The organism is Corynebacterium sp. UMB9976 (assembly GCF_030212265.1).
Lineage (GTDB): Bacteria > Actinomycetota > Actinomycetes > Mycobacteriales > Mycobacteriaceae > Corynebacterium.
Map to the genome: position 1 here is coordinate 139,827 of NZ_JASODY010000001.1, position 23,647 is coordinate 163,473.

Here is a 23,647-nt window from a genome sequence, read left to right on the forward strand (position 1 = left end):
GGTGGCAACTGCGACGCGCGGATTCACCTTCGCCAAATTTGCAGGCTACACCTGAAGTTCCGCGGCGAAGCGGCGCGCTGCGGCCTGCAGATCCGCCACGGCAGGCCCTTCGTTCAGGACAGCGCGGGAGACATTCGGGCTCGCGAAGCGTGCCGCCTCACCGCAAATACGCCGCACATCGGCCATCGTGCCGCCCTGGGCCCCGACGCCGGGCATGAGGATCATGCCGTTGACCTGGTCCAGAACCGGTGGATTCTCCACCGTCGCGCCGACCACGACGCCGACGTTGCCGGGCTTGTCCCCCGCGTTGAGTTCGGCCACGCGGTCGCACACCGCCTGGGCCAGCGTGGCGCCGGACTGCGTCTGGGACAGCTGCACAGACGGGGCCTCCGGGTTGGATGTCGCCGCGAGCACGATGGCACCCTTGTTGTACTCGGCTGCCAGTTCAAACACCGGGGCCAGGGAATCCACACCGAGCCACGGAGAGACCGTCACCGCGTCCGCCTCCAGGGGCGAGCCCGGCCGCAGCCAGGCGCTGGCGTAGCCCGCCATGGTCGAGCCGATATCGCCTCGCTTGGCGTCAGCGATCACCAGCACGCCGGCCTCCCGCAGCTCCGCCATCGCGTTCTGGAGAACCTCGAAGCCTGCAGCCCCGAAAGCCTCATAGAAGGCCACCTGTGGCTTGACGACGGCGACGGTATCCCGGAAAGCGGCAACCGCGGTATCGGTGAATTCTTTCAGCCCGGCCAGGTCATAGCTCAACCCCCAGCGCTCGAGGATGTGTGCGTGCGGGTCAAGCCCCACGCACAGCGGCCCCAGGTCGGCAGCCCGAGCCAGGAAGCGCTCGCCGAAGGTCTGAGACTGGTCTGCAGCCTGCCTCACCGGCGTGGTCATTAGTGCTCCACTTCCTGAATCGGGGTCACAGTGGTGTCGTGGTCCAGCAGAGCCTCGATGCCCTGCACCGCTGCGACGGTGCCCTGAACGGTCGTCGCGCACGGCACGCCGCTGTTCACAGAGGCCGCGCGGATCTCGTAGCCGTCGGTGCGCGCGTCAGCGGTACCGGCCGGGGTGTTGATGACCAGGTCGATCTCGCCGTCGCGGATGTAGTCCACGACGTTGCGGGCGTTCTCGCCCTCGCCGCTGGTGGCGGAGACCTTCGCGACGACCTCGCACTCCACGCCATTGCGGCGCAGCATGCTTGCGGTGCCCGCGGTGGCGAGCACGTTGAAGCCCAAGGAAGCCAGGCGCTGGATCGGGAGGATCAGGGTGCGCTTGTCGCGGTTAGCGACGGAGACGAAGACGTTGCCCTTGGTCGGCAGCGCGCCGTAGGCACCTTCCTGGGACTTCGCGAACGCGGTACCGAAGTCCGAGTCGAGGCCCATGACCTCGCCGGTGGACTTCATTTCCGGGCTCAGCAGAGAGTCCAGCACCTTGCCCTCGAAGCTGCGGAAGCGGTTGAACGGCAGCACTGCCTCCTTGACGGCAATCGGGTGACCGATCGGCAGCGAGCCACCGTCGCGATCGGAAGGCAGGATGCCTTCCTCCTTGAGCTCGGCGATGGAAGCGCCCAGCATGATGCGCGCGGCGGCCTTGGCCATCTGCACGCCCGTGGCCTTGGACACGAACGGGGCGGTGCGGGAGGCGCGCGGGTTGGCCTCGATGACGTAGAGGATGTCGTCCTTCAGTGCGTACTGGACGTTCATCAGGCCCTTCACGCCGATGCCCTGGGCCAGCTTGCGGGTGGATTCCCGGACCTTTTCGATGTCCTGCTCCCCCAGCGTCATCGGTGGCAGCGCACAGGCGGAGTCACCGGAGTGGATACCGGCCTCCTCGATGTGCTCCATCACGCCGCCGAGGTAGACGTCCTCGCCATCGCAGAGGGCGTCGACGTCGATCTCGATGGCGGAATCCAGGAAGCGGTCGACCAGGACCGGGTGCTCGTCGGTGATCTCCGTGGCGCGCGAGATGTAGTCGCGCAGGCTGGCCTCGTCGTAGACGATCTCCATGCCTCGGCCACCGAGGACGTAGGACGGGCGGACCAGTACCGGGTAACCGATGTTTGCGGCGACCTCACGGGCCTCCTCGAAGCTGGTGGCGGTGCCGAAGGCCGGGGCTGGCAGCTCGGCGTCGCGCAGGACCTTGCCGAACGCGCCGCGGTGCTCCGCCAGGTTGATGGCCTCCGGGGTGGTGCCGACGATCGGCACGCCGGCGTCGGAGAGGCGCTGCGCCAGGCCCAGTGGGGTCTGGCCACCGAGCTGGACGATCACGCCCGCGACGGTGCCGGACTCGGACTCCGCGCGGTAGATCTCCATGACGTCCTCGAAGGTCAGCGGTTCGAAGTACAGGCGATCGGCGGTGTCATAGTCGGTGGAAACGGTCTCCGGGTTGCAGTTGACCATCACGGTCTCGTAGCCAACGCGGGAGAGCTCGAGGGCCGCGTGGACGCAGGAGTAGTCGAACTCAATGCCCTGGCCGATGCGGTTCGGGCCGGAGCCCAGAATGATGACCTTTTCCTTCTCCTTCTGCGGCTCGACCTCGGACTCGGCGTTCGGGTCCAGCTCATAGGAGCTGTAGTGGTACGGGGTCTTCGCCTCGAACTCGCCGGCGCAGGTGTCCACGGTCTTGAAGACCGGGTGGATGCCGAGGGACCAGCGCAGGGATCGCACGCCGTCCTCACCTGCGAACTCCGGACGCAGGGCGGCGATCTGGCGGTCGGAGAGGCCGAGGAACTTCGCGTAACGCAGGAGATCCACGTCCAGGACCGGCGCGTCGATCAGCTGCTGGCGGAACTCCACCAGGGCCATGAGTTCGTGCAGGAACCACGGGTCGATGCCGGAGGCCTGGTAGATCTCGTCCACGGTCGCGCCGAGGCGCATGGCGAGCTCGACGTCGTAGAGGCGGCCCTCGGTCGGGCGCTTCAAGTCCTCGAGGACGGCTGCCTTGTCGGTGGCACGCTCGCCCGCAAAGTCCTCATCCGGGACGGTCCAGAAGCCCGCCTGCTTGGTCTCCAGGGAACGCATGACCTTGTTCAGGCCGGTGATGTAGTTGCGGCCGATGGACATGGCCTCACCGACGGACTTCATCGTGGTCGTGAGGGTGTCGTCGGCGCCCGGGAACTTCTCAAAGGCGAAGCGCGGAGCCTTGACGATGACGTAGTCCAGAGTCGGCTCGAAGGCAGCCGGGGTGACCTGGGTGATGTCGTTGCGGATCTCGTCGAGGGTATAGCCGATCGCCAGCTTCGCGGCCAGCTTCGCGATCGGGAAGCCAGTAGCCTTGGACGCGAGCGCGGAGGAACGGGATACGCGCGGGTTCATCTCGATCGTGATGATCCGGCCGTCCTTGGGGTTGATGGCGAACTGGATGTTGCAGCCACCGGTCTCCACGCCGACCTCGCGGAGGATGGCGATGCCCTGGTCGCGCATGATCTGGAACTCGCGGTCCGTCAGGGTCATGGACGGGGCGACGGTGACGGAGTCGCCGGTGTGGACGCCCAGGGCGTCGACATTCTCGATGGAGGCGACGACGACCACGTTGTCCTTCGCGTCGCGCATCAGCTCCAGCTCGAATTCCTTCCAGCCGAGGATGGACTCCTCGATCAGGACGTTGGCCTCCGGGGACGCGGCGAGGCCGCCGCCGGCGATGCGCTCCAGGTCCTCGTAGTCGAAGGCCAGGCCGGAGCCAAGGCCGCCCATGGTGAAGGACGGGCGGACGACGACTGGCAAGCCCAGCTCGGCGACGGTCTCGTGGACCTCGTCCATGTTGTGGCAGACGCGGGAGCGGGCGGAGGATCCACCGATCTTCTCGACGATGTCCTTGAACTTCTGGCGGTCCTCGCCGCGCTCGATGGCGTCGATGTCCGCGCCGATGAGCTCGACGCCGTACTTGTCGAGGATGCCGCGGCGGTCCAGCTGGATCGCGGCGTTCAGCGCGGTCTGTCCGCCGAGGGTGGCCAGCACGGCGTCGATCGGGTGCCCCTCTGCCTTTTCCTTGGCGAAGATCTTCTCGATGTACTCCGGCTGAATCGGCTCGATGTAGGTGTGGTCGGCGAACTCCGGGTCGGTCATGATGGTCGCCGGGTTGGAGTTGATCAGGGTGACGCGGAGGCCCTCTTCCTTGAGCACTCGGCAGGCCTGGGTGCCGGAGTAGTCGAACTCGCAGGCCTGACCGATGACGATCGGGCCGGAACCGATGACGAGGACGTGGTTGATGTCTTCACGACGTGGCATGAGTGTTTTCTCTTTCTGTTGGGCGTTGTGCTGCTGGATGCGTTCTGTGCTGTGAGAAGGCGTCGGCTTAGGCCTTCTTCTCCTGCTCCAACAGGTTGAGGAAGTGGTCGAACAGGGGGTTTGCGTCATGCGGGCCGGCGGCGGACTCCGGGTGGTACTGCACCGAGAAGGCGCGTCCGCTGGTCAACGCCACACCCTCGACGACGTCATCGTTGAGGCAGATGTGGGTGACCTTGGCGGAACCGAACGGCGTGTCGAATTCCTTCTCCAGGCCGCCGGCGGGGGCCGCGAGGGCGAAGCCGTGGTTCTGGGCGGTGATCGCGACCTTGCCAGTCTCCAGGTCCTTCACCGGCACGTTGGTGCCGCGGTGGCCGAACTTCAGCTTGTAGGTGTCCAGGCCGAGGGCACGGCCAAAGAGCTGGTTGCCGAAGCAGATGCCGAAGAACGGGATGTCGGCCTCGAGCACCTTCTTGACCTGCTCCACCGTGTGGTCGGCGGTGGCCGGGTCACCCGGGCCGTTGGAGGCGAACACGCCCTGGGCCTCGTACTCGCTCAAGTAGCCCTCGAGGGTGGAGAACTCGGTATCGGCCGGAATGACGACGGTGCGGATGCCGCGCTTGGCGAACTCGCGCGGCGTGTTGGTCTTAATGCCCATGTCGTAGGCGAGGACGGTGTACTTGCGCTCCCCTTCCGCGTCGACGACATAAGGCTCGTCGGTGGTGACGTCCGCGGTCAGGTCCGCGCCGCTCATCGACGGCTGCTCCTTGACCTGGGCGATCATCTCCTCGTCCGTGCCGAGGGCGTCGCCGGAGAAGATGCCCGCGGCGATGGATCCCTCCTCGCGCAGGTGGCGTACGACGGAGCGGGTATCCACGCCGCAGATGCTGACGATGCCCTGTGCCTCGAGCTCCTCGTTGAGGCTGCGCTTGGCTCGCCAGTTGCTGACGGTGTTGGAGAGGTCGCGGATGACCAGGCCAGCGGCCCAGATCTTGCCGTCGCGGGACTCGGAGTCCTCGTCGTTCCAGCCGGTGTTACCGATCTGTGGGGCGGTGAGCACCGTGATTTGACGGTGGAAGGAGGGGTCGGTGAGGGTCTCCTGGTAGCCGGTCATGGCGGTGGTGAACACTGCCTCGCCGAGGGTCTTGCCGGTCGCGCCCATCGCGAAGCCGCGGTAGATCGTGCCGTCTGCGAGAACCAGTGCTGCTGGAGTGTGAGTCTGCATATCTTTAGTCCTTAGTTTTTCTTTCAAGGTCAGTCGCCGATTGTTGAGTTATCGGGCAGCTAGTCGGTTGTCACAGGGTTGCCGTCGCGGCATGTCACCTTGCCACGCAGGATCGTCGTGGATACCCGAACCGGCATGGGCATGCCTTCGTAAGGGTTGTTCTCGGACTTGGAGGCCATCTGCTTGGCCTCGGCGGTCCAGCTAGCGTTGGTATCCACCACGCACAGGTTCGCTGGCTCGCCTTCGGCGATCGGGCGGCCGTGGCCCGGCAGCTTGGTGATCTCGGCTGGCCGCTCGGACATCACCTTGGCGACGAAGCGCCAGTCCTGATCGCCGTTGATGACGAAGAGGTCCGCGATGATCGCCAGGGAGGTCTCCAGGCCGAGCATGCCCGGACGAGCCTGGTCGAATTCGCAGCACTTCTCCTCGGAGGAGTGCGGGGCGTGGTCGGTGGCCACGCAGTCCACCACGCCGTCGATGAGTGCCTGGCGCAGGGCCAGGGTGTCCCGCTCCTCACGCAGCGGCGGGTTCACGCGGTTCACGCCGTCGAAGGTCTCCAACCGAGAGTCGGTGAGGATCAGGTGGTGCGGGGTGACTTCGGCGGACAGCGGGATGTCCTGTCCCTTCGCCCAGCGCAGCAGCTCGACGGTGCCTTCCGTGGAGGCGTGACAGATGTGGAGCCGACCGCCGTAGTCGCGGGCCATGAGGGCGTCGCGGGCGACGATGGACTCCTCCGCCACGCGTGGCCAACCACGAAGGCCCAGGCGGGCGGCAGTCTCGCCTTCGTGGGCGACCGCGCCCTCGGTCAGGCGGGGCTCCTCGCAGTGCTGCGCGAGCAGCACGTCCATGCCACGCGAGTACTCGATTGCGCGACGCATCAGGCGCGGGTCGTCGACGCACTTGCCGTCGTCGGAGAACATGCGCACCTTGGCGTCGGAATCGGCCATCATGCCGAATTCGGTGAGCTCCTTGCCCGCCAGTCCCTTGGAGATGGAACCGACGGGGTGGACGTCGCAGAGGTTCGTGTTCTGGCCCTTGTACCAGACGCTTTCCGCGATGGCGGGGTCGTCCATGACCGGGGAGGTATTAGCCATGGTGAACACGGCGGTAAACCCGCCCTTGACAGCCGCCGCGGAGCCGGAGGCGATGGTCTCGGTATCCTCGCGGCCCGGCTCGCGCAGGTGAACATGCATGTCCACCAGGCCCGGCAGGAGCACCTGGCCGGCAAGGTCGAGCACCTCGGCCTCAGCCGGAGCCTCGTCGGAGAGATCCGCGCCGATCTTGGCGATCACGCCGTCGGAGAGCAGGACATCCTGCGGCTCCCCTTCACCGTAGATGAGCACGCCCTTGAGGAGCACCGCGTTCTCGGCACCCGCCGGGTGCGCAGCCAGTGGGCCAGTCGGGGGAAAGTTCTTGTTGTCGACCATAAAAATCGCTTATCCTTTCTGGCCTTAAGCGTCTGTCTCGGTCTCGGAGGCCGAGTGGCCGCCGATCAGCAGCTGGAAGAGGATCGCCATGCGGACGTGAACACCGGCAGTGACCTGCTGGAGCACGACGGTGTTCGGGGCGTCCGCGACGCTGTAGTTGATCTCCATGCCGCGCAACATCGGGCCTGGGTGCATCACAACCGCGCCCGGCTTCAACATGGCGTGGCGGGCCTTCGACAGCCCGTATCGGGTGGCGTACTCGCGGTGCGAGGGGAAGAAACCACCGTTCATGCGCTCCGCCTGGACCCGCAGCATCATGACCGCGTCGGCGCTCGGCAGCTCCGCGTCAAGATCGTGGCTCACGCGCACGCCCCAGTTCTCCACCCCGATCGGAAGCAGCGTCGGAGGTGCGACGAAGGTGACATCTGCGCCGAGGGCATTGAGCAGCTGCGCGTTGGAGCGGGCGACGCGGGAGTGCAGGATGTCACCGACGATCACGACGTGCTGCCCCGACAGATCACCCCGTTGACGGCGCAGCGTCGTGGCGTCGAGCAGCGCCTGGGTGGGGTGCTGGTTGGAGCCATCTCCGGCGTTGATCACCGCGGTATCGCCGATGAAGTTGGCAACGTGCTGCGCCGCCCCGGAGGACGGGTGGCGCATGACCAGTGCGTCGGCGCCGATGGACTTCAGCGTCAGTGCCGTGTCCCGGAGGGACTCGCCCTTCTTCACGCTCGAGGAGGACGCGGAGATGTTGATAACGTCCGCGCTCATCCACTTCCCCGCCGTCTCGAAGCTGGCCCGGGTGCGGGTGGAGTTTTCGTAGAACATCGTGAACACGGTGCGCCCCCGCAGGGTGGGCAGCTTCTTGACCTCGCGGCCCTTCAGCGCCTCGGCGAAGCGGTCCGCCTCGTCCATGATGCTCACAATCTCATTCGGAGTGAGATCGGAAATGCTGAGCAGGTTCTTCACTACGCACGCCCCTTGTCTGCGGCGGACGGTACCTGCCCGCCCTGATTCGCTGGTTGCTGGTCGGCGGGTGTGGTCGACCGGGTCAGGGTGACCTCGTCGCGGCCGTCGAGCTCGTGGAGAGCGACGGTGACGTCCTCGGAGGCTGCCGTCGGAATGTTCTTGCCCACGTAATCGGCGCGAATCGGCAGCTGCCGGTGACCGCGGTCAATCAGGACGGCCAGCTGGACGGTATCGGGACGGCCGAGATCCCGGAGGGCGTCCAACGCGGCGCGGATGGTGCGGCCCGAAAACAGGACGTCGTCGACCAAGATGACGGTTGCGCCGTCGATCCCCTCGTCCGGGATGATCGTGGGCTTGAGAGCACGGTGCGGGCCGCGCCCCAGATCGTCCCGGTACAGCGTGATATCCAGCGAGCCTTGGAACACATCCACGCCACTGAATTCGCTGATCTTTTTCTGCAGCCGCTCCGCGAGCGGCACTCCCCCAGACGGAATACCCAACACCACGACCCGCCGGGCGGATCCGCTGTCTAGAGCCGTCTTCTCAATGATTTGGTGCGCGATGCGTGCGACCGTGCGATTGACATCGTCCGGGTTCAGCAGAACCACGGAGTGCTGATCGACTGTCGGATTCATCGTGACCTCCTTTCCCGCCTCTCTGTGCGGTCTGTTAAAGGATGCCTCTGAAAGAAAACCTTTCATGTGAACGATAGCACAAAGCACTACCCCCGGCTGCGCGGGGCAACCGGGGGTAGATGGGTGCGATTTACTCATTCGCCGACACGATGCCGCGACTGAAAAACCTCGCTTTTTAGACGGAGTTCTGGCCGTCAGCGGCGGTGTCTTCGCCAACCCCCGCCTGGCCGTCTTCGGTCTCTTCTGCGGCGCCGTTCCCCACCTGCTCGGTGGGGTCTGCGATCACGGAATCAACCAGCGCCTCGATATCTGCCGGGGCAGGAGCAGAGCCCTCCTCGGACCCCGACTGTTCCTGCTCGCGCTGGGTGGCCAGACGGTCAGCCATCGCGGCGTCCGCGTCTGTGGCCACGCCGTCGAGCACAGCGTTGACGTAGTCCGGGGCCTTGACGTGGGAGTACTCGCTGGCAAGTTCGATCCCCTCGGACAGGGCAACGCGGTGCGGAACGTCCGGGTTAAACATCAGTTCCCACGCCGCCACGCGCATGACCGCGCGGTCCACGGCGGGGATGCGATCCAGGGTCCAATCGCTGGTGAGGTGCACGGCGATGGCGTCGTCGATCGCGTCGAGGTTACTTGCCACGCCGGGCACGATCTGGGAGGTGTACTCCGGGATCGGCTTGATCTGGTTTTCCTGATCCTTAGCTAGCTCCGCGCGCTCTTCCATGATGTCGACCGGGTCGATGTCGCGGAACTCCGCCTCGAAGAGGATGTCCACGGCACGGCGGCGGGCCTTATAGCGCGCACCACGCCGCTTGAAACGCGCAGCCGAACGCTCATCCTTCGAGCCTTTGCCCTCCCCCGCAGACTGCGGGTTCTGGCTTTCGGGGCGCGAGGATGGCGACGGCGACTGTGGTTCAACCATGAGGAAGTATCAGGCTCCTGGGGTGTTACTGGGTGACGCGGGACAGGTACTCGCCGGTGCGGGTGTCCACCTTGACGACGTTGCCGGTCTCGATGAACAGCGGCACCTGGATCTCGGCACCGGTCTCCAGGGTGGCTGGCTTGGAGCCACCGGTGGAGCGGTCGCCCTGCAGGCCCGGATCGGTGTGCTCGATCTTGAGGTCAACGTTGGCCGGCAGCTCAGCGAACAGCGCCTGGCCGTCGTGGAAGGAAACGTTGACGCGGGAGTTCTCCAGCAGGAACTTCGCGCCGTCACCCATGAGCTCCGGCTGCAGCTCGACCTGGTCGAAGGTCTTGTCGTCCATGAGGACGTAGGCGGAGCCGTCGTTGTACAGGTAGGTCATGTCGCGGCGGTCGACGGTGGCCTGCTCGACCTTCACACCTGCGTTGAAGGTCTTGTCCACGGTCTTGCCGGAGACGACGTCCTTGAGCTTCGTACGCACAAACGCCGGGCCCTTACCTGGCTTGACGTGCTGGAACTCCACGATCTGTTGCAGCTTGCCGTCGATCATCAGGACCATACCGTTTTTGAAATCTGCAGTGGTTGCCACTAGTTCAGGCTCCTCTATTCTCGTTGAGATTTTTTGCGCGCACGTCGACGCCCGAGGTCTCGGGCGTTCTCGTTCGACTTATTCTAACACCTTAAACGATGCGCAGATCAGTGCTGGAGGCGTTGCAGCTCTTCGCCCCGTCGGCCGTGACCACGTAGGTGTTTTCGATGCGCAGGCCGGTCTTGCCCGGGATGTAGATCCCCGGCTCCACGGTCAGCGTCATCCCCTCAGCAAGCGTTACTGATCGGTCGACCCGGGAGTTCGCCGACGGCGCTTCGTGGACGTCCAGGCCCACGCCGTGGCCCGTCGAGTGCACGAAGTACTCGCCGTAGCCAGCATCGGTGATGATGTCCCGGCAGGTCTTATCGATATCGAACAGAGCGGTTCCCGGGGCGACGGCCGCGGCACCAGCCCGCTGCGAGCGCAGGACGACGTCGTAGAGGGTGGCGGAGAGCTCGTCCGGCTCCCCCACGCAGACGGTGCGTGTCTGGTCGGAGGCGTAACCGTCCAGGTAGATGCCGAAATCGACGGTGACCAGACCGGGCACGATCGGGTCGCGGGAGACACCGGCGTGCGGCTTGGTGGCGTTAACTCCCGACGCCAGGATGGTATCGAAGCTCAGTGCTTCGGCACCGGCCTTGCGCAGGCGGTACTCAAGGTCCGCTGCGGCCTCGATTTCAGTGCGTCCCTCGCGGATGCCGCCCTCGTCGAGGAATTCCTGCCACACCGAATCTGCGAGCTCCCCGGCTGCCTCGAGGGCGGCGATCTCCGCGCTGTCCTTGACCAAGCGAAGCTCCTCGACGATGCCGACCGCCACCTCCGGCAGCGGCCCGTCCGCGGCAAGCTTCTTCGCCTCGCCGATGCTCAGGCTGGACTCCACAGCAAAGCCGGTGACCTGAGCCCGCTCCGGGACTTGCTCGAGCAGCTTATTGTCGATGAGGAGCTCGACATCCTCTGGCTGGCCGGTCTCGATCTCCACCTGGGTGGCGTATCGGCCATCGGTGCCGAGCACGCCCCGGCCGTCCGGCCGCTGCAGGTACACCGCATTGGAGCCACTGAAACCGGTGAGGTAGCGAACGTTCTTCAGGTCAGTGACCAGAAGGCCCGGCAGGTCGCGCTCCTGTAGGCGTGCGGCAAGCTTGTTGCGGCGCTCGGCGTATCGCTGAGTCTGGGTCATTCGCGCTCTCCTTCGATCGTTGTTTCCCCCATGCTGGGTTCAATCACCCCCACGCTACTCCCCTGGGCGTCCACACTCGCAGGCGCGGGTCATTGCGCGGAGCGTTGAGCCCGACCCCGCCCTCAAAGACGTCGGCGGTGCTAGCTCTGCGCGAGGTAACGCAGGGCCGCCAGGTATCCCTCGATCCCCAAGCCAGCGATCACGCCGCGGGCAATGGGGCTGAGGTAGCTGTGGTGACGGAAGGGCTCGCGGGCGTGGACGTTGGAAATGTGGACCTCCACGAAGCCCTGCCCGTCGGCGACCTCCGCGAGAGCGTCGCGCAGCGCCACAGAAGTGTGCGTCCAGCCACCCGGGTTGATGATCACCGCATGCCCCTGGTCAGCTGCCGCATGGATGCGGTCCAGCATCTCGCCTTCGTTGTTGCTCTGGAAGAACTCCACCGCCACACCCAGGCGTGCCGCCTCATCGGCGATCAGGGCCTCAACGTCGGCTAGCGTCGTCGCCCCGTAGACCTCCGGCTGGCGCTTGCCCAGCCGGTTGAGGTTCGGGCCGTTGAGCACGCTCACCGTCAGCTGCTGTTCCTGTGCGGTCACTGCGAAATCGCCTCCCACGCTGCGTCCAGGTGTTCCCTGCTCGGGGACTCGAGCCGGGTTGGTTTCGCCAGTCCCTCGAGGACGACGAAGCGAATCTTGCCCTGCTTATTCTTTTTATCCCGCCCCATGACCTCAATGAGGGTGTCGAAATCGGAGTGCTGATAGGTCGTCGCCAACCCAACGCTGCGCAGGATGTTCCGGTGCCGGTCCACGAGCTGCTGGTCGATGAGACCGGCGGCCTTGGCCAGCTCAGCCTCGAACATCATGCCCACGCCCACGGCCTGACCGTGACGCCAGCGGTAGTTCTCCTGCTGCTCGACCGCGTGGCAGAAGGTGTGCCCGTAGTTGAGGATCTCCCGGATATAGGACTCCTTGAGGTCCTGGGCCACCACCTCTGCCTTGACCTTGATCGCCCGCTCGATCAGCTCCGGGAGTACATCACCGGCGGGGTTCAGCGCCTCGACCGGGTCCTCCTCATAGATCTCGATGATGCGCTCGTCACGGATGAAACCTGCCTTGATGATCTCCGCGGAGCCAGCGATGAGCTCCTCGCGTGGCAGATCTTTGAGGGTGTCCAGGTCGATGAGGACCGCGGCCGGTTCGTGGAAAGCACCGACGAGGTTCTTACCCCGGGTGGTGTTGATCCCCGTCTTGCCGCCCACCGCGGCGTCGACCATCCCCAGCAAGGAGGTCGGGACGTGTGCCACACGGATACCGCGCATCCAGGTGGCGGCGATGAACCCGGCGAGGTCGGTGGCAGCGCCACCGCCCACGGAGACGATGCAGTCCTGACGCGTCAGCCCGGCATCCGCGCAGCGATCCCAGCAACGCTCGGCTGATGCAATGGTCTTGCCGTCCTCAGCGTCGGAGATCTCCAGCAGCTCGGCGACCTTGCCCTCGGCCTCCAGCAATTTCGCGACATGGGCTGCGCGCTCAGCCAGGGCCGGCTGGTGGATGATCAGGAAGGTGCTGGCGCCCTCGGTGGCCTCGAGCATCGGCGGGATCATCGTCTCGATGCCGCGGCTGATGAGGACCGGGTACGGCGAAGCGGTGCGCACATCGATGCGCGTTGGGGTGGGCTGCTGCGTGGAGTAAGGCGTTGTCACGCTGTCACGTTCTTTCTCAATCGCTGTGGTGGTTTGGTGGTCGGCCGTGGTGGCAGTGCCGCGGGTGAACGGCCCAGTGATGTCTCCTAGAGCTGTTCCGCGTCTTCGAGGTACTGCAGGATGGCAGTCACTGTCCGCTGCGGGTCGTGGTTGCCGGAGCGGATGCGGAAGCTCGCAACCTCTTCATAGAGCTCGTGGCGCTCGTCGTAGAGTCGCTGATAGACCTCTTCGGGGTTGGGGACATCCAGCAGCGGGCGGGTTTTGTTCCCGGAGGTACGGCGCACGCCCTCAGCGACGTCTACATAGAGGTAGACGACTTGGTGGTTCATGAGGGCCTCGCGGGTCTTCGCGCTCTTCACAGCTCCCCCGCCCAGGGACACCACCGCGTTAGTCTGCAGTGCCTGAGCGACGGCTTCCTCCTCAGCAGCGCGGAATTTCTCCTCGCCGAGCTCCCGCAGCACGTCGCCGCAGGGCTTGTTGAAGCGTTCGGCGATGAGCTCATCGGTATCGATGACGGGCAGGTGGAGGGCATGCCCGATGCGCCGGCCCATCGTGGATTTACCCGCGCCCGGCAACCCAGCGAGCACAACCTTGGGGCGCTGCCCAGGTGCCGTGTGCTGCGCGTTAACCGGTGTGGATTGCCCTGGTCGAGTCATCTTTCGCGAAGCCTCCTTGTCTGCGGGTTGGTTAGAAATCCAGCCGCTCGGCGACCTGCTGCTGATAAGCGGCCACGTTGCGCTTCATCTCGGCGAGGGAATCGCCCCCGAACTTCTCAACGGTGGCCCGAGCCAGCACGAGGGCGACCATCGCCTCGGCGACGACTCCTGCTGCGGGGACGGCGACGACGTCGGAACGCTGGTGGATGCCGGTCGCGGCCTCTCCGGTGGCCATGTCGACGGTGCGCAGGGCGCGCGGGACCGTGCTGATCGGCTTCATCGCGGCGCGGACGATGACGTCCTCACCGTTGGTCATGCCGCCCTCGATCCCGCCAGCGCGGTTGCTCAGTCGGGTGATCTCCCCGTCCTCGCGCACCATCTCGTCGTGGGCTTCGGAGCCGCGGCGGCGGGCTTCCTCGAAGCCGTCGCCGATCTCGACCCCCTTGATGGCCTGGATCCCCATGACGGCGGAAGCCAACTGGGCGTCGAGGCGAGCGTCACCGGACGTGTGGGAGCCCAAGCCGATCGGCAGGCCCTTGACCACGACCTCCACGATGCCGCCGAGGGTGTCGCCGCTCTTCTTGGCCGCCTTGATCTCCTCGACCATCGCGTCCTCCGAGGCCTTATCGAAGGCGCGCACCGGGGAGGCGTCGATAGCTTCCAAGTCGGAGAAACTCGGGGTGGGGCCGGTATAGGGCTCGCTACGACCGATCGAAACGACGTGGCTGAAGACCTCCACTCCCAGTACCTCGCGCAGCAGGGCGCGGGCGAAGGTAGCGGCGGCGACGCGGGCAGCGGTCTCGCGGGCGGAGGCACGCTCCAGGATCGGGCGGGCCTCGTCGTGGTCGTACTTCAGCATGCCGGCGAAGTCCGCGTGACCCGGGCGCGGGCGGGTGAGTTTCGCCCCGCGACCGGAGGCCATCGCCTTGGCCACCTCCGGGTCCTCCAGATCAACCGGGTCGGCGGACATGATGGTGGTCCACTTCGGCCACTCGGTGTTGCCAATCATGACGGCCACCGGGCTGCCGAGGGTCTTGCCGTGTCGGACGCCAGAGACGAAGGTCAGCTCGTCCGCCTCAAACTTCATCCGGGCGCCGCGACCATAGCCGAGGCGACGGCGGGCGAGCTGTTCCGCGACATCCTCGCGAGTCACGCTCAGCCCAGCGGGGAGGTTTTCCACCAGCGCGATCAGCGCCTGGCCATGGGATTCACCAGCAGTAGTCCATCGAAGCATGCCGACAAGTCTACTATGTGAGCTATCGAACAATTATAAGGACACTGCGAAGGCCAGCAGCGTACCCAGAACCATTGCCGGTCCCATGGCGACAGGCCGATGGGGTGGAGCCTTTCTGGCCCGATCCTGGATCAGTATCCCGCCGGTCGTGAGCACGCCGGAAGTGCCGATGGCGAGCAACACCCAACCCACTCCGTGCCAGGCAGCAAGGATGCCGCACACCGCCGCAAACTTGGCGTCCCCGCCACCGAAGTACTGGCCAGGAGCTCCGCTCCCCTCGTGGCGGTTCTTTACAGAGCGTTGGTGGAAGAAGCTGAACAATAGCCACCACACCGCGCCCCCGACGAGTGCTGAAGGCTGCCAGACACACGCCGCGACAACAGCAGAGAGGATGCTGGGGAGCACCACGGCGTTGGGGATGCGGCGATGCCGCCAATCTACGACCCCCAGGTAGGCCACAGCCACGCCAAGCGTGGCAAGCACGGCGCACATCACCGATGGCTCCCCCCTTAATCTTGCTCCCCTACAGTCTTCTCCCCTGCCGCAAAGCGCCCCCTGCGTCCCCACGCAGGAATCTCTTTCCCCGCCTGCGCTGAGAAGATAATGCTCCGGCTTAGTCCAGCGCCAGGTGCTGGTGCAGTTCGGCCAAGAATAGTCCCTCGGGAGCCTGCTGGCCGGTGAACAGCCGGAACTGCTCCTCCGCCTGGCCAGCGAGCATCTGCAGACCATCGGAGACTGGCAGCCCCTGCTGCTTGGCCTGAGCCAACAGCGCGGTCGGATAAGGATCGTAGATCACGTCGATGACAGACTCAGCGCGACAGAACTCATCCACGTACTCCGCAGCGACGTCCTCCGGGACCGTCGAAATCAGCGCTGCAGCCTGGCCACACACGTGGCCCAGCTCCGGGGCATCGAACCGGGTCCAGGAAAACTCCATGCCCAGCGACTCGGTGAGCGCCTGCAGGTTCAGCGCACGCTCCGAACGGGCGACCACGTTAATCTCGGAGAATCCGGCAGCCGCTGCGGCAGCAACGGCGGGGCGGGCGGTGCCACCGTTACCGACAATGACGGCCGTCTGCCCGGCGAAGGGTGCGCCTCGTTCCGGATCGCGCTCGGTGAGCTCGGCTGCCACCGCGTTCAGGCAGGCGGTGAGACCGTCGACGTCGGTGTTATCCGCGAGCCAGCGGCCATCCTCCTGCGGCACCAGCGTGTTGGCGGAGCCGATGTCCTCGGCCCGCTTCGTCGCCAGCCCCGCCAGCTCGAGTGCTGCGCCCTTGCCCGGCATGGTGACGGACAATCCGCGGATGTCCGGATCCTGCGCCTGAACGATCACCCGGATGTCCCGGGCCTCCGGCGCCTCCACCCGGTAGTAATCCAGGTCCAGGCCCGTGGCCCGGTAGCCAGCCTTGTGGATCACCGGGGACAGCGAATGCGACACCGGGCTGCCCAGGACCGCGCAGCGGGGGCCGCTTAGCGCAAAAAATTCTTCCGGACTGAGCACACTCGCACCTGCCGAGTCCGCAGTGGGCTGAGGGTCACCGCCGGTAGACAACTGGGCATCCTGGCTTTCCGACATCGGCTTCCTCTTCCTCCTGGCTTATTGCTTAGCGGGCCGAGTCCAGCACGCCGTTGGCGCGCGCCTTCTCGATCGCGGCCTCGTGGGCATCGAAGTCCCGGTTGAACACGGTCTCGCCATCCTTGTTGATGGTGACGAAGTAGAGCCAATCGCCCTCAGCGGGGTGCTCCATCGCCTGCAGCGCCTGAATACCCGGGGAGGCGATAGGGGTCTCCGGCAGCCCCTTCTTCGCATAAGTATTCCACGGGGTGCGGCGAGCGCGGTCGCTATCCGTCGTGGCGACCTCCTGCTCGTCGACGTCGTAGTTCACCGTGGAGTCGAACTCCAGACGCTGGTCTTCCTTGAGTCGGTTGAGGATCACGCGAGCAACCTTGTCGAAGTCCCCGGCAGGCGCCTCGCGTTCCACCAGGGAGGCCGCGGTGATCATCTCATATGGGCTCAGGCCCACAGTCTCAGCAGCCTTGAGCAGCCCCGTCGCCTCGTATTCCGCCGCAGAGTTGCTGATCAGCTCGCGCATGATCTCCTGCGGGGTCGAGGTCGGGTCGAAAAGGTGCACGCCCGGGGAGATCAGCCCCTCGATGCGGCGCGGATCATCGGCGCGGTCGGCCACCGCCCCCTTCGCCCACTGCGGCACCTCCAACTCCTCCGGGGTGGAGCTGACCACGGCTTCGCGCAGCGTATCGGAGGAGATGCACTCATCCTCGCTCGAGCAGGTCTGGGCGGAGATCAGCGAGTAAATCCCCTCGCGCGTCTTCCCGCCCACGACGGTGACGTCCTCCAGCGGCAGGCCGGTCGGGATGTCGACGACGCCGCGGCGGTTAGCGTCGTCTGTCAGCGCGTCCAGCGCGGCCGAGGCCGACATTTTTTCCTGAAGCGGATAGTAACCGGTCTGCAGGCTGGCGTCACGGGCTTCGGCCTCGCGCATCAGCGCCCGCCGGGAGCCAACAACCTTCTTCTCCACCAATGTCGGGGCGATGGAAGACAGGCTGTCCCCCTCGCCGACCTTGACCATCACGACCGTTCCATTGCCCGCACCCTCGTAGTCGCGCTGGCCGACGACGGACCGCTGGTACCAGACGTACCCGGAGATGCCCACCAACAGCAGGGTGAGCGCCAAAGCCAGCGCGACTGCCAGTTGACGGCGGCGCCGGTACTTCGGTTGCATACTCCGCTTCAGGGTCATGCAACTATGCCTTTCGGATCTCAGGTGCTACGGAACGCGCGGCCACGCTCGAAGCGTGAAGGCAACGCGAAGCATCGCCATGGGACAGCGATGCATCCGATGATCGTGGATCGATCATCGGACATTATTCCATGATCACAATTCGATTACGAGATGACGCGCCGACGGGAGTCAAGCCACCCCTGGAGAATGTGCACCGCCGCGGCTTGGTCAATCCGCTTTCGACCCTTCTTGGCGCTCACCCCGGAGGCCTGAAAGGCCTGGGTGGCTGCCATGGTGGACATGCGTTCGTCGACGAGCCGTATCGGGAGGTCGGGCAGCTCTTCGGCCAGGTCCTCGTAAAAGTCGAGGGCTGCCGCGGTGCTCGCGGTGTGGTTGCCGCGCAGCGCCACCGGAAGACCGACGACGACCTCCACGACGAAGTTCTCCTCGATCAGTTCCACGACGCGCGACACATCGGAGCCGTCGACGGCGGCGGCGACCGTCTCCAGTGGAGAGGCCAGGATGCCATCCGGGTCGCTCAGCGCAACGCCGATCCGCACACTGCCGACGTCGAGAGCCAGCCGCCGTCCCCGCCCCGGGTCGGTTTCCGGGTCGGGACGATCTGGCGAAATCTCCTCGCGGGAAAAATCGGATGCCATCGGCGATCGACCTCGCGGAACTAGCTCAGGGTCTCGTTCACGAGGCGCTGCACGGCGGCCAGGCCGGCGTCGACACCGGAAGCATCGGAACCGGAGCCCTGCGCCAGGGCTGGCTTACCGCCACCGCGGCCACCAACCTCGGCGCCGAATGCCTTCACCAGGTCGCCGGCCTTCAGCCCACGCTCGACAGCCTGCGGGTTGGCCGCGGCAACGAACGGAACCTTTTCGCCGTCCTGGGCAGTGAAGAGCACGACCGCCGCCTCGGAGTTGAAGCGGGCGATGGCGTCCTGCGCCACCGAACGCAGGTCCTTCGCACCCAGGCCCTCCCCGAGGTTCTGGGTCAGCACCTTCACACCGGATACATCTGCGGCGCTGTCCACGATGCTGCCGACCTGGGCTGCCAGCTGCTGGGCACGCAGCTGCTGGACCTGCTTCTCTGCGGCCTTGAGCTTGGCGGTCAGCGCGTCGATGCGCTCCGGGATCTCCTCGCTGGTGGCCTTAAAATTCGCTGCGAGGTTCGCGACGAGGGAACGGTCGGCAGCGAGGTGGCGGAAGGAATCCATTCCGGTGTAGGCCTCGATGCGGCGCACGCCGGAGCCCACGGAGGACTCACCGAGCACGCTGATCGGGCCAATCTGGGAGGAGTGGTCCACGTGGATACCGCCGCACAGCTCCATGGAGAATGGTCCGCCAATCTCGACGACACGAACCTGGTTGCCGTAGTTCTCGCCGAACAGCGCCATCGCACCCATCGCCTTGGCCTCCTCCAGGGAGGTCTCGATGGTATTGACCTGGTAGTCAGTGTCCACCGCGGAGTTCGCGATCTCCTCGATCTGCTGCAGCTGCTTCTCGGTCAGCTGATCCCCGTAGGAGAAGTCGAAGCGCAGGTAGCCGGGCTTGTTCATGGAACCGGCCTGCACGGCTGTCGGTCCCAGCACCTCGCGCAGCGCGGCGTGGATCAGGTGGGTACCGGAGTGCGCCTGACGGGCCTGGTGGCGCCACTTCTGGTCGACGCGGGCCTCGAGGAGCTCTCCGATGGCGAGCTCTCCCTCGGTGACCTCGATCTGGTGCGCCCAGACCTTCTTGGCGATCTTCTGGACGTCCACGACCTTAGCCAGGCCACCTGGGCCGCGGAGGTCGCCACGGTCGGCCATCTGGCCACCCGACTCAGCGTAGAACGGGGTCTGATCCAGGATGACCTGGGCGTGCTGGCCGGCGGACGCGCGGTCGGCGAGCTGGCCGTCGACGACCAGGCCCAGAACCTTGCCCTCGTCCACCGTGTTCTCGTAGCCGGTGAAGTGGGTCGGGTGGGAATCGATGAATGCGCGGTAGACGCTCAGGTCCGCGTGGACGTGCTTCTTGGCGGCGTTATCAGCCTTGGCGCGAGCCTTCTGCTCGGCCATCAGCTCGTGGAAGCCCTCCTCGTCGACCGTCAGCGAGGCCTCCTCGGCCATCTCGCGGGTCAGGTCGATCGGGAAGCCGTGGGTGTCGTGCAGCGAGAAGGCAACCTCGCCCGGTACCACCGTGGCGCCGCTGTTGCGGGCCTCCGTGAGGAACTGCTCGAAAAGCTGGGAACCGGACTCGAGGGTCTTCAGGAAGGCCTTCTCCTCGATCACGCCCACGGAGCGGATGCGCTCCCAGTTCTCCGCGATCTCCGGGTAGGACGGGGTCATCGCCTCGCGGACGGTGTCCAGGAGCTGCTCGATGACAGGCCCCTGAGCACCCAGCAGTCGGGCGGAGCGAATGATGCGGCGGATCAGGCGACGCAGGATGTAGCCACGCCCCTCGTTGCCTGGGGTCACGCCGTCGAGGATGAGCATCAGCGCGGTACGGCTGTGGTCGGCGATGACACGGAAGCGGATATCGCCCTTATCCTCCGAGCCGTAGCGAGTGCCGGTCAGCTTCTCGGCGGTGTCGATCACCGGGCGCAGCAGGTCGGTCTCGTAGACGTTATCCACGCCCTGCAGCAGGAATGCGAGGCGCTCCACACCCATGCCGGTATCGATGTTCTTCTTCGGCAGGTTGCCCACGATGTCGAAGCTGCCGTCGGGCTTGGTTTCGCCGCGCTCGAACTCCATGAACACGAGGTTCCAGATCTCGATGAATCGGCTATCGTCCACTGCCGGGCCACCGTCCGCACCATAAGCCGGGCCACGGTCGTAGTAAATCTCGGAGCACGGCCCACACGGTCCGGGCACGCCCATGTGCCAGTAGTTATCCTCCATCCCGAGGCGCTGGATGCGCTCGGTGGGTAGACCGACAAGGTCGTGCCACAGCTGCGCAGCCTCGTCGTCGTCCTCGTAGACGGTGACCCAGAGGCGGTCCGGGTCCATTCCCAGGCCACCGTCGTCAACGGAATTGGTCAGCAGCGTCCACGCGTTCTTAATCGCGCCTTCCTTGAAGTACTGGCCGAAGGAGAAATTGCCGGCCATCTGGAAGAAGGTGTTGTGGCGGGTGGTGATGCCGACCTCGTCGATATCGAGGGTGCGCACGCACTTCTGGATGGAGGTGGCGGTGCCGAACGGCGGGGTCTCCTGGCCCAGGAAGTAGGGCTTGAAGGGGACCATACCCGCGTTGACGAAGAGCAGGTTCGGGTCGTCGAGGATCAACGACGCGCTGGGCACCTCGGTGTGACCGCTTTTCACGAAATGGTCGGTGAAGCGCTGGCGAATCTCATGCGTCTGCACGGTTGTGCTACCTCAATCTGTCTCGGGTTGTCTTGGCGGCCTGAGTGGGGCCGACCGCCTCCTGCGGGTTGCGTGCCGCGGGGAAAGCTAAAACTACAGATGGCATTCTACTTGCCCGGGCGCGACCCACGCACAATACCCCGCAGCGTGTCCAGGCGACTGTGGATCGTACGCTCGTGGCCGTGAGTGGTGGGCCGGTAGTACTCCGCTTCGACCAGGTCATCCGGCAGGTACTGCTGGCGCAGCACGCCCCGGGGATCATCGTGCGGGTACTGGTAGCCGGTAGCGTTTCCGAGGGCCTTCGCGCCGCTGTAGTGTCCGTCGCGCAGGTGGGCTGGAACGATCGCCCCCTTGCCCGCCCGGATGTCGGCGATGGCCTCGTTGATGCCAACGTAGGCGGCGTTGCTCTTCGGGGCGGTGGCCATGTGGACGGTGGCATGGGCCAGCGTGATGCGGGCCTCCGGCATACCGATGAAGCTCACCGCCTGGTGCGCCGCGACTGCGACCTGCAGGGCAGTAGGATCCGCGGTTCCGATGTCCTCAGAGGCGACGATGACTAAACGCCGGGAGATGAACCGGGGGTCCTCCCCTCCTTCGAGCATCCGCGCAAGGTAATGCAGCGCGGCATCCGGGTCGGAGCCACGCATGGACTTGATGAATGCGCTCGTGACGTCGTAGTGCTGGTCGCCGTCGCGGTCGTAGCGAGCCACTGCCTTATTCGTGGAGCGGGTGACGTCGGCGACCGTGATCGTGGGAGCCTCGTCACCGTCCTGCTGTTGTTGCAGGACGTCCTCGGCGACGGCCTCGAGGTACGTCAGGCTGCGTCGAGCATCCCCGCCGGAGACCCCCGCGAGCTGGTTCAGGGCGTCGTCAGCGATCTGCACCTGGTCGGCCAAGCCCCGCTCATCGGCGATGGCGCGACGCAGCACGGATTTGATGCCTTCTTCGTCCAGAGACTTCAGCTGGACAAGCAGCGAGCGGCTGAGCAGCGGCGAGACCACGGAGAAGCTCGGGTTCTCGGTCGTGGCGGCCACCAACAGCACCGTGCGGTTCTCCACCGCCGCGAGCAAGGCGTCCTGCTGGGTTTTGGAGAAACGGTGCACCTCGTCGATGAAGAGCACGGTGCGCTCCCCGTGGAGCAGCCGACGACGGGCGTCCTCGATGACAGCCCGGACCTCCTTGACCCCGGAATTCAGGGCAGACAGAGCGACAAAGTGGCGCCCGGATGCCGCCGAGATCAGCGATGCGATGGTGGTTTTGCCCGTGCCGGGTGGCCCGAACAGGATGACGGAGGAGTCGCCGCGCCCGTCAATGAGCCGCTGCAGCGGGGTCCCCGGCCCCAGCACGTGGTCCTGCCCCACCACCTCAGCCAGGCTTCGCGGCCGCATGCGGACTGCCAGCGGCGCATGCGAACCCGGGTGAAAGTATGCTTCCGCCTCCGCTGCACCGGTCCCAGACTGGTTGGGTTCGGCCTGGGTGAACAGGTCCTCCACGTCGCGCCTAGTCCTCGCGTCGCTGCGGGTGCGCGCCCAGCGGGGCCAGCGCCGCCAGGAGATTTTCTGCAAGCTCAATGACGGGTGCGAAACGCTCCTCGCCCAGCCCCGCCGTGAAGCGCAAGACGGCGTCCACGGTGGTCGCGAGATCGATGAGCTGTGCGGTCGTCAGCTTCTTCAAGTCATCGACCTCGATATCGAATTCGCGCAGGTCATTAACCTTATCGGAACCGTAATACAGGAGCGCCAGAGAGAAGAAGGCCCACGCGACCAGCGAGGCCACCAGGACCTCGTTGAAGTAGGCGTCGTCCCGGAACTCCGGCCAGTAGTGCACGACCTCTGCGCGCCAGGCATCGAGGAACTCGGCGGTCTCCTGATCGTTCAGGGCCGGGGTCGTCAGGTCCTGTGGGAAACCGGCCATGACACACGCGACGTCGAAGGCAATATCGCGGAACCCTGCCCACTCGTAGTCGAGGAAGAACACGCGCTGCGCCAAGACGATGTTATCCGGCATGAGGTCGAACGGAGTGAAGGCACGAGCGGTGGCATCCGACTGTCGCTTCGCCGACAGGTTCGCCAACCGGGTGACCTCCGGGTGCATGGCGATTGAGTTGCCCTCCATCAGCTCCAGTCCGAGCGCGATGGTGTCCTCAATCTTCGGCTGCTGGTCGGCGACATCCTCAAAGTCGTAGCCATGCTTCTGGCACTGGCGGCGGAAGAGGGTGTCATAGGACTCCTCTTTACCTGCGGTAGCTACGTGCATGCGACCGAGTGACCGCCCCAGCTTCCGCAGTGCGGTGCGGCGATCCTTGGCCGGCAATTGAGTGAGCACCTCAGCGAAATTCTGGCCTTCACCAAGGTCCGAGAGGATCAGGAGGCGTTCCTCGATGTCATACGCCAGCAGCAAGGGGCCTGGCCGTGATTCCTCAGCCAGGGTGTTTGTGAACTGATAAGCCACGAGCTCGCGGAAAAGCCCGGTGCGGTCGAAGGAGATTCTCCTGCTACCGCGTGACCGGTTGGCCTCCGGGTCCCCGAGGGATGAGTGATCTTCGCCCGAGGCCTCAGGTGGTAGCTGTTTGACCACCACCGTGCGTTCTTGGAGGAAGTCATTGTGCCCGACCCGAGCGCGCAGGACCAGGGAGGATCCGTTTCCTCCGAGGTTCTCCGGGCTGCTCAGTTCCGGCGATCCGCCGAAGCGGGCGGCGAGGACTCGCTGCGCGGACTCGCCTACTGCCGCCACGGAGAGGGCTGGATTGTGTTCGGACACCTGTTTACTCATCCTCATTGCCAACGGGCCGGCACCATGTGCCA

General features: G+C 65.6%; 20 protein-coding genes. All 20 read right to left on the reverse strand.

Annotation, left to right across the window (positions count from 1 at the left end; translation table 11 throughout):
* Positions 1–45: 45 nt before the first annotated feature.
* A complete protein-coding gene (gene pyrF / locus QP140_RS00660; RefSeq protein ID WP_070758939.1) occupies positions 46–894 on the reverse strand; it encodes an orotidine-5'-phosphate decarboxylase in 849 nt (282 codons plus the stop codon).
* Positions 894–4,226, reverse strand: coding sequence for a carbamoyl-phosphate synthase large subunit (gene carB / locus QP140_RS00665; RefSeq protein ID WP_284757507.1), 3,333 nt, complete (start codon positions 4,224–4,226; stop codon positions 894–896). Before carB ends, pyrF begins: the two co-directional genes overlap by 1 nt.
* A 67-nt stretch (positions 4,227–4,293) precedes the next feature.
* Positions 4,294–5,448, reverse strand: coding sequence for a glutamine-hydrolyzing carbamoyl-phosphate synthase small subunit (gene carA / locus QP140_RS00670; protein ID WP_284757509.1), 1,155 nt, complete (start codon positions 5,446–5,448; stop codon positions 4,294–4,296).
* Between the two features lie 59 nt (positions 5,449–5,507).
* Positions 5,508–6,875, reverse strand: a complete 1,368-nt coding sequence (locus tag QP140_RS00675; RefSeq protein WP_284757510.1) for a dihydroorotase — start codon at positions 6,873–6,875, stop codon at positions 5,508–5,510.
* 24 nt (positions 6,876–6,899) lie between these two features.
* Positions 6,900–7,844 carry an aspartate carbamoyltransferase catalytic subunit gene (locus tag QP140_RS00680; protein WP_284757512.1) on the reverse strand — a complete coding sequence of 315 codons (945 nt, stop codon included), beginning with the start codon at positions 7,842–7,844 and terminating at the stop codon, positions 6,900–6,902.
* Complete coding sequence (pyrR, locus tag QP140_RS00685) at positions 7,844–8,479, reverse strand: bifunctional pyr operon transcriptional regulator/uracil phosphoribosyltransferase PyrR (RefSeq protein WP_070758944.1); 636 nt, start codon at positions 8,477–8,479, stop codon at positions 7,844–7,846. Before pyrR ends, QP140_RS00680 begins: the two co-directional genes overlap by 1 nt.
* Positions 8,480–8,654: 175 nt before the next feature.
* The gene (gene nusB / locus QP140_RS00690; RefSeq protein ID WP_284757515.1) at positions 8,655–9,401 is read right to left on the reverse strand and encodes a transcription antitermination factor NusB; all 747 of its coding nucleotides are present in this window, start codon (positions 9,399–9,401) and stop codon (positions 8,655–8,657) included.
* Positions 9,402–9,426: 25 nt separating this feature from the next.
* Positions 9,427–9,990, reverse strand: a complete 564-nt coding sequence (gene efp, locus QP140_RS00695; protein ID WP_070758946.1) for an elongation factor P — start codon at positions 9,988–9,990, stop codon at positions 9,427–9,429.
* A gap of 91 nt (positions 9,991–10,081) precedes the next feature.
* On the reverse strand, positions 10,082–11,167 hold the full coding sequence (locus QP140_RS00700) for a M24 family metallopeptidase (protein ID WP_284757517.1): 1,086 nt from the start codon (positions 11,165–11,167) through the stop codon (positions 10,082–10,084).
* 140 nt (positions 11,168–11,307) lie between these two features.
* Entirely contained in the window at positions 11,308–11,739 is a 432-nt protein-coding gene (gene aroQ / locus QP140_RS00705) for a type II 3-dehydroquinate dehydratase (RefSeq protein WP_284757730.1), read from the reverse strand.
* A gap of 17 nt (positions 11,740–11,756) precedes the next feature.
* A complete protein-coding gene (aroB, locus tag QP140_RS00710; RefSeq protein ID WP_284757519.1) occupies positions 11,757–12,866 on the reverse strand; it encodes a 3-dehydroquinate synthase in 1,110 nt (369 codons plus the stop codon).
* 86 nt (positions 12,867–12,952) lie between these two features.
* A complete protein-coding gene (locus QP140_RS00715) occupies positions 12,953–13,522 on the reverse strand; it encodes a shikimate kinase (protein WP_070758950.1) in 570 nt (189 codons plus the stop codon).
* Between the two features lie 31 nt (positions 13,523–13,553).
* Complete coding sequence (aroC, locus tag QP140_RS00720) at positions 13,554–14,756, reverse strand: chorismate synthase (protein ID WP_210398539.1); 1,203 nt, start codon at positions 14,754–14,756, stop codon at positions 13,554–13,556.
* A 33-nt stretch (positions 14,757–14,789) separates the two neighbouring features.
* The gene (locus QP140_RS00725; protein ID WP_246821294.1) at positions 14,790–15,248 is read right to left on the reverse strand and encodes a prepilin peptidase; all 459 of its coding nucleotides are present in this window, start codon (positions 15,246–15,248) and stop codon (positions 14,790–14,792) included.
* Between the two features lie 121 nt (positions 15,249–15,369).
* Positions 15,370–16,332 (reverse strand): shikimate dehydrogenase, encoded by a 963-nt coding sequence (locus tag QP140_RS00730; RefSeq protein ID WP_284757524.1) that lies wholly within the window; start codon positions 16,330–16,332, stop codon positions 15,370–15,372.
* Positions 16,333–16,360: 28 nt separating this feature from the next.
* The gene (gene mltG, locus QP140_RS00735) at positions 16,361–17,515 is read right to left on the reverse strand and encodes an endolytic transglycosylase MltG (protein WP_284757526.1); all 1,155 of its coding nucleotides are present in this window, start codon (positions 17,513–17,515) and stop codon (positions 16,361–16,363) included.
* Positions 17,516–17,661: 146 nt separating this feature from the next.
* Positions 17,662–18,156 carry a Holliday junction resolvase RuvX gene (gene ruvX, locus QP140_RS00740; protein ID WP_442874955.1) on the reverse strand — a complete coding sequence of 165 codons (495 nt, stop codon included), beginning with the start codon at positions 18,154–18,156 and terminating at the stop codon, positions 17,662–17,664.
* 20 nt (positions 18,157–18,176) lie between these two features.
* A complete protein-coding gene (gene alaS / locus QP140_RS00745) occupies positions 18,177–20,843 on the reverse strand; it encodes an alanine--tRNA ligase (RefSeq protein ID WP_070758956.1) in 2,667 nt (888 codons plus the stop codon).
* A gap of 107 nt (positions 20,844–20,950) precedes the next feature.
* Positions 20,951–22,336, reverse strand: coding sequence for a replication-associated recombination protein A (locus tag QP140_RS00750; RefSeq protein ID WP_442874972.1), 1,386 nt, complete (start codon positions 22,334–22,336; stop codon positions 20,951–20,953).
* Between the two features lie 7 nt (positions 22,337–22,343).
* Positions 22,344–23,603, reverse strand: coding sequence for a phosphotransferase (locus tag QP140_RS00755; RefSeq protein ID WP_246818081.1), 1,260 nt, complete (start codon positions 23,601–23,603; stop codon positions 22,344–22,346).
* Positions 23,604–23,647 lie beyond the last annotated feature (44 nt).

Bases quoted from the DNA above. Each gene is read 5' to 3' on its own strand.
- QP140_RS00715 (WP_070758950.1), bottom strand. From the start codon at position 13,522: ATGACTCGACCAGGGCAATCCACACCGGTTAACGCGCAGCACACGGCA.
- aroC (WP_210398539.1), bottom strand. From the start codon at position 14,756: ATGCTTCGATGGACTACTGCTGGTGAATCCCATGGCCAGGCGCTGATC.
- carB (WP_284757507.1), bottom strand. From the start codon at position 4,226: ATGCCACGTCGTGAAGACATCAACCACGTCCTCGTCATCGGTTCCGGC.
- nusB (WP_284757515.1), bottom strand. From the start codon at position 9,401: ATGGTTGAACCACAGTCGCCGTCGCCATCCTCGCGCCCCGAAAGCCAG.
- pyrR (WP_070758944.1), bottom strand. From the start codon at position 8,479: ATGAATCCGACAGTCGATCAGCACTCCGTGGTTCTGCTGAACCCGGAC.
- QP140_RS00725 (WP_246821294.1), bottom strand. From the start codon at position 15,248: ATGTGCGCCGTGCTTGCCACGCTTGGCGTGGCTGTGGCCTACCTGGGG.
- mltG (WP_284757526.1), bottom strand. From the start codon at position 17,515: ATGACCCTGAAGCGGAGTATGCAACCGAAGTACCGGCGCCGCCGTCAA.
- QP140_RS00730 (WP_284757524.1), bottom strand. From the start codon at position 16,332: ATGTCGGAAAGCCAGGATGCCCAGTTGTCTACCGGCGGTGACCCTCAG.
- QP140_RS00700 (WP_284757517.1), bottom strand. From the start codon at position 11,167: ATGACCCAGACTCAGCGATACGCCGAGCGCCGCAACAAGCTTGCCGCA.
- pyrF (WP_070758939.1), bottom strand. From the start codon at position 894: ATGACCACGCCGGTGAGGCAGGCTGCAGACCAGTCTCAGACCTTCGGC.
- carA (WP_284757509.1), bottom strand. From the start codon at position 5,448: ATGCAGACTCACACTCCAGCAGCACTGGTTCTCGCAGACGGCACGATC.
- ruvX (WP_442874955.1), bottom strand. From the start codon at position 18,156: ATGGCATCCGATTTTTCCCGCGAGGAGATTTCGCCAGATCGTCCCGAC.
- QP140_RS00675 (WP_284757510.1), bottom strand. From the start codon at position 6,875: ATGGTCGACAACAAGAACTTTCCCCCGACTGGCCCACTGGCTGCGCAC.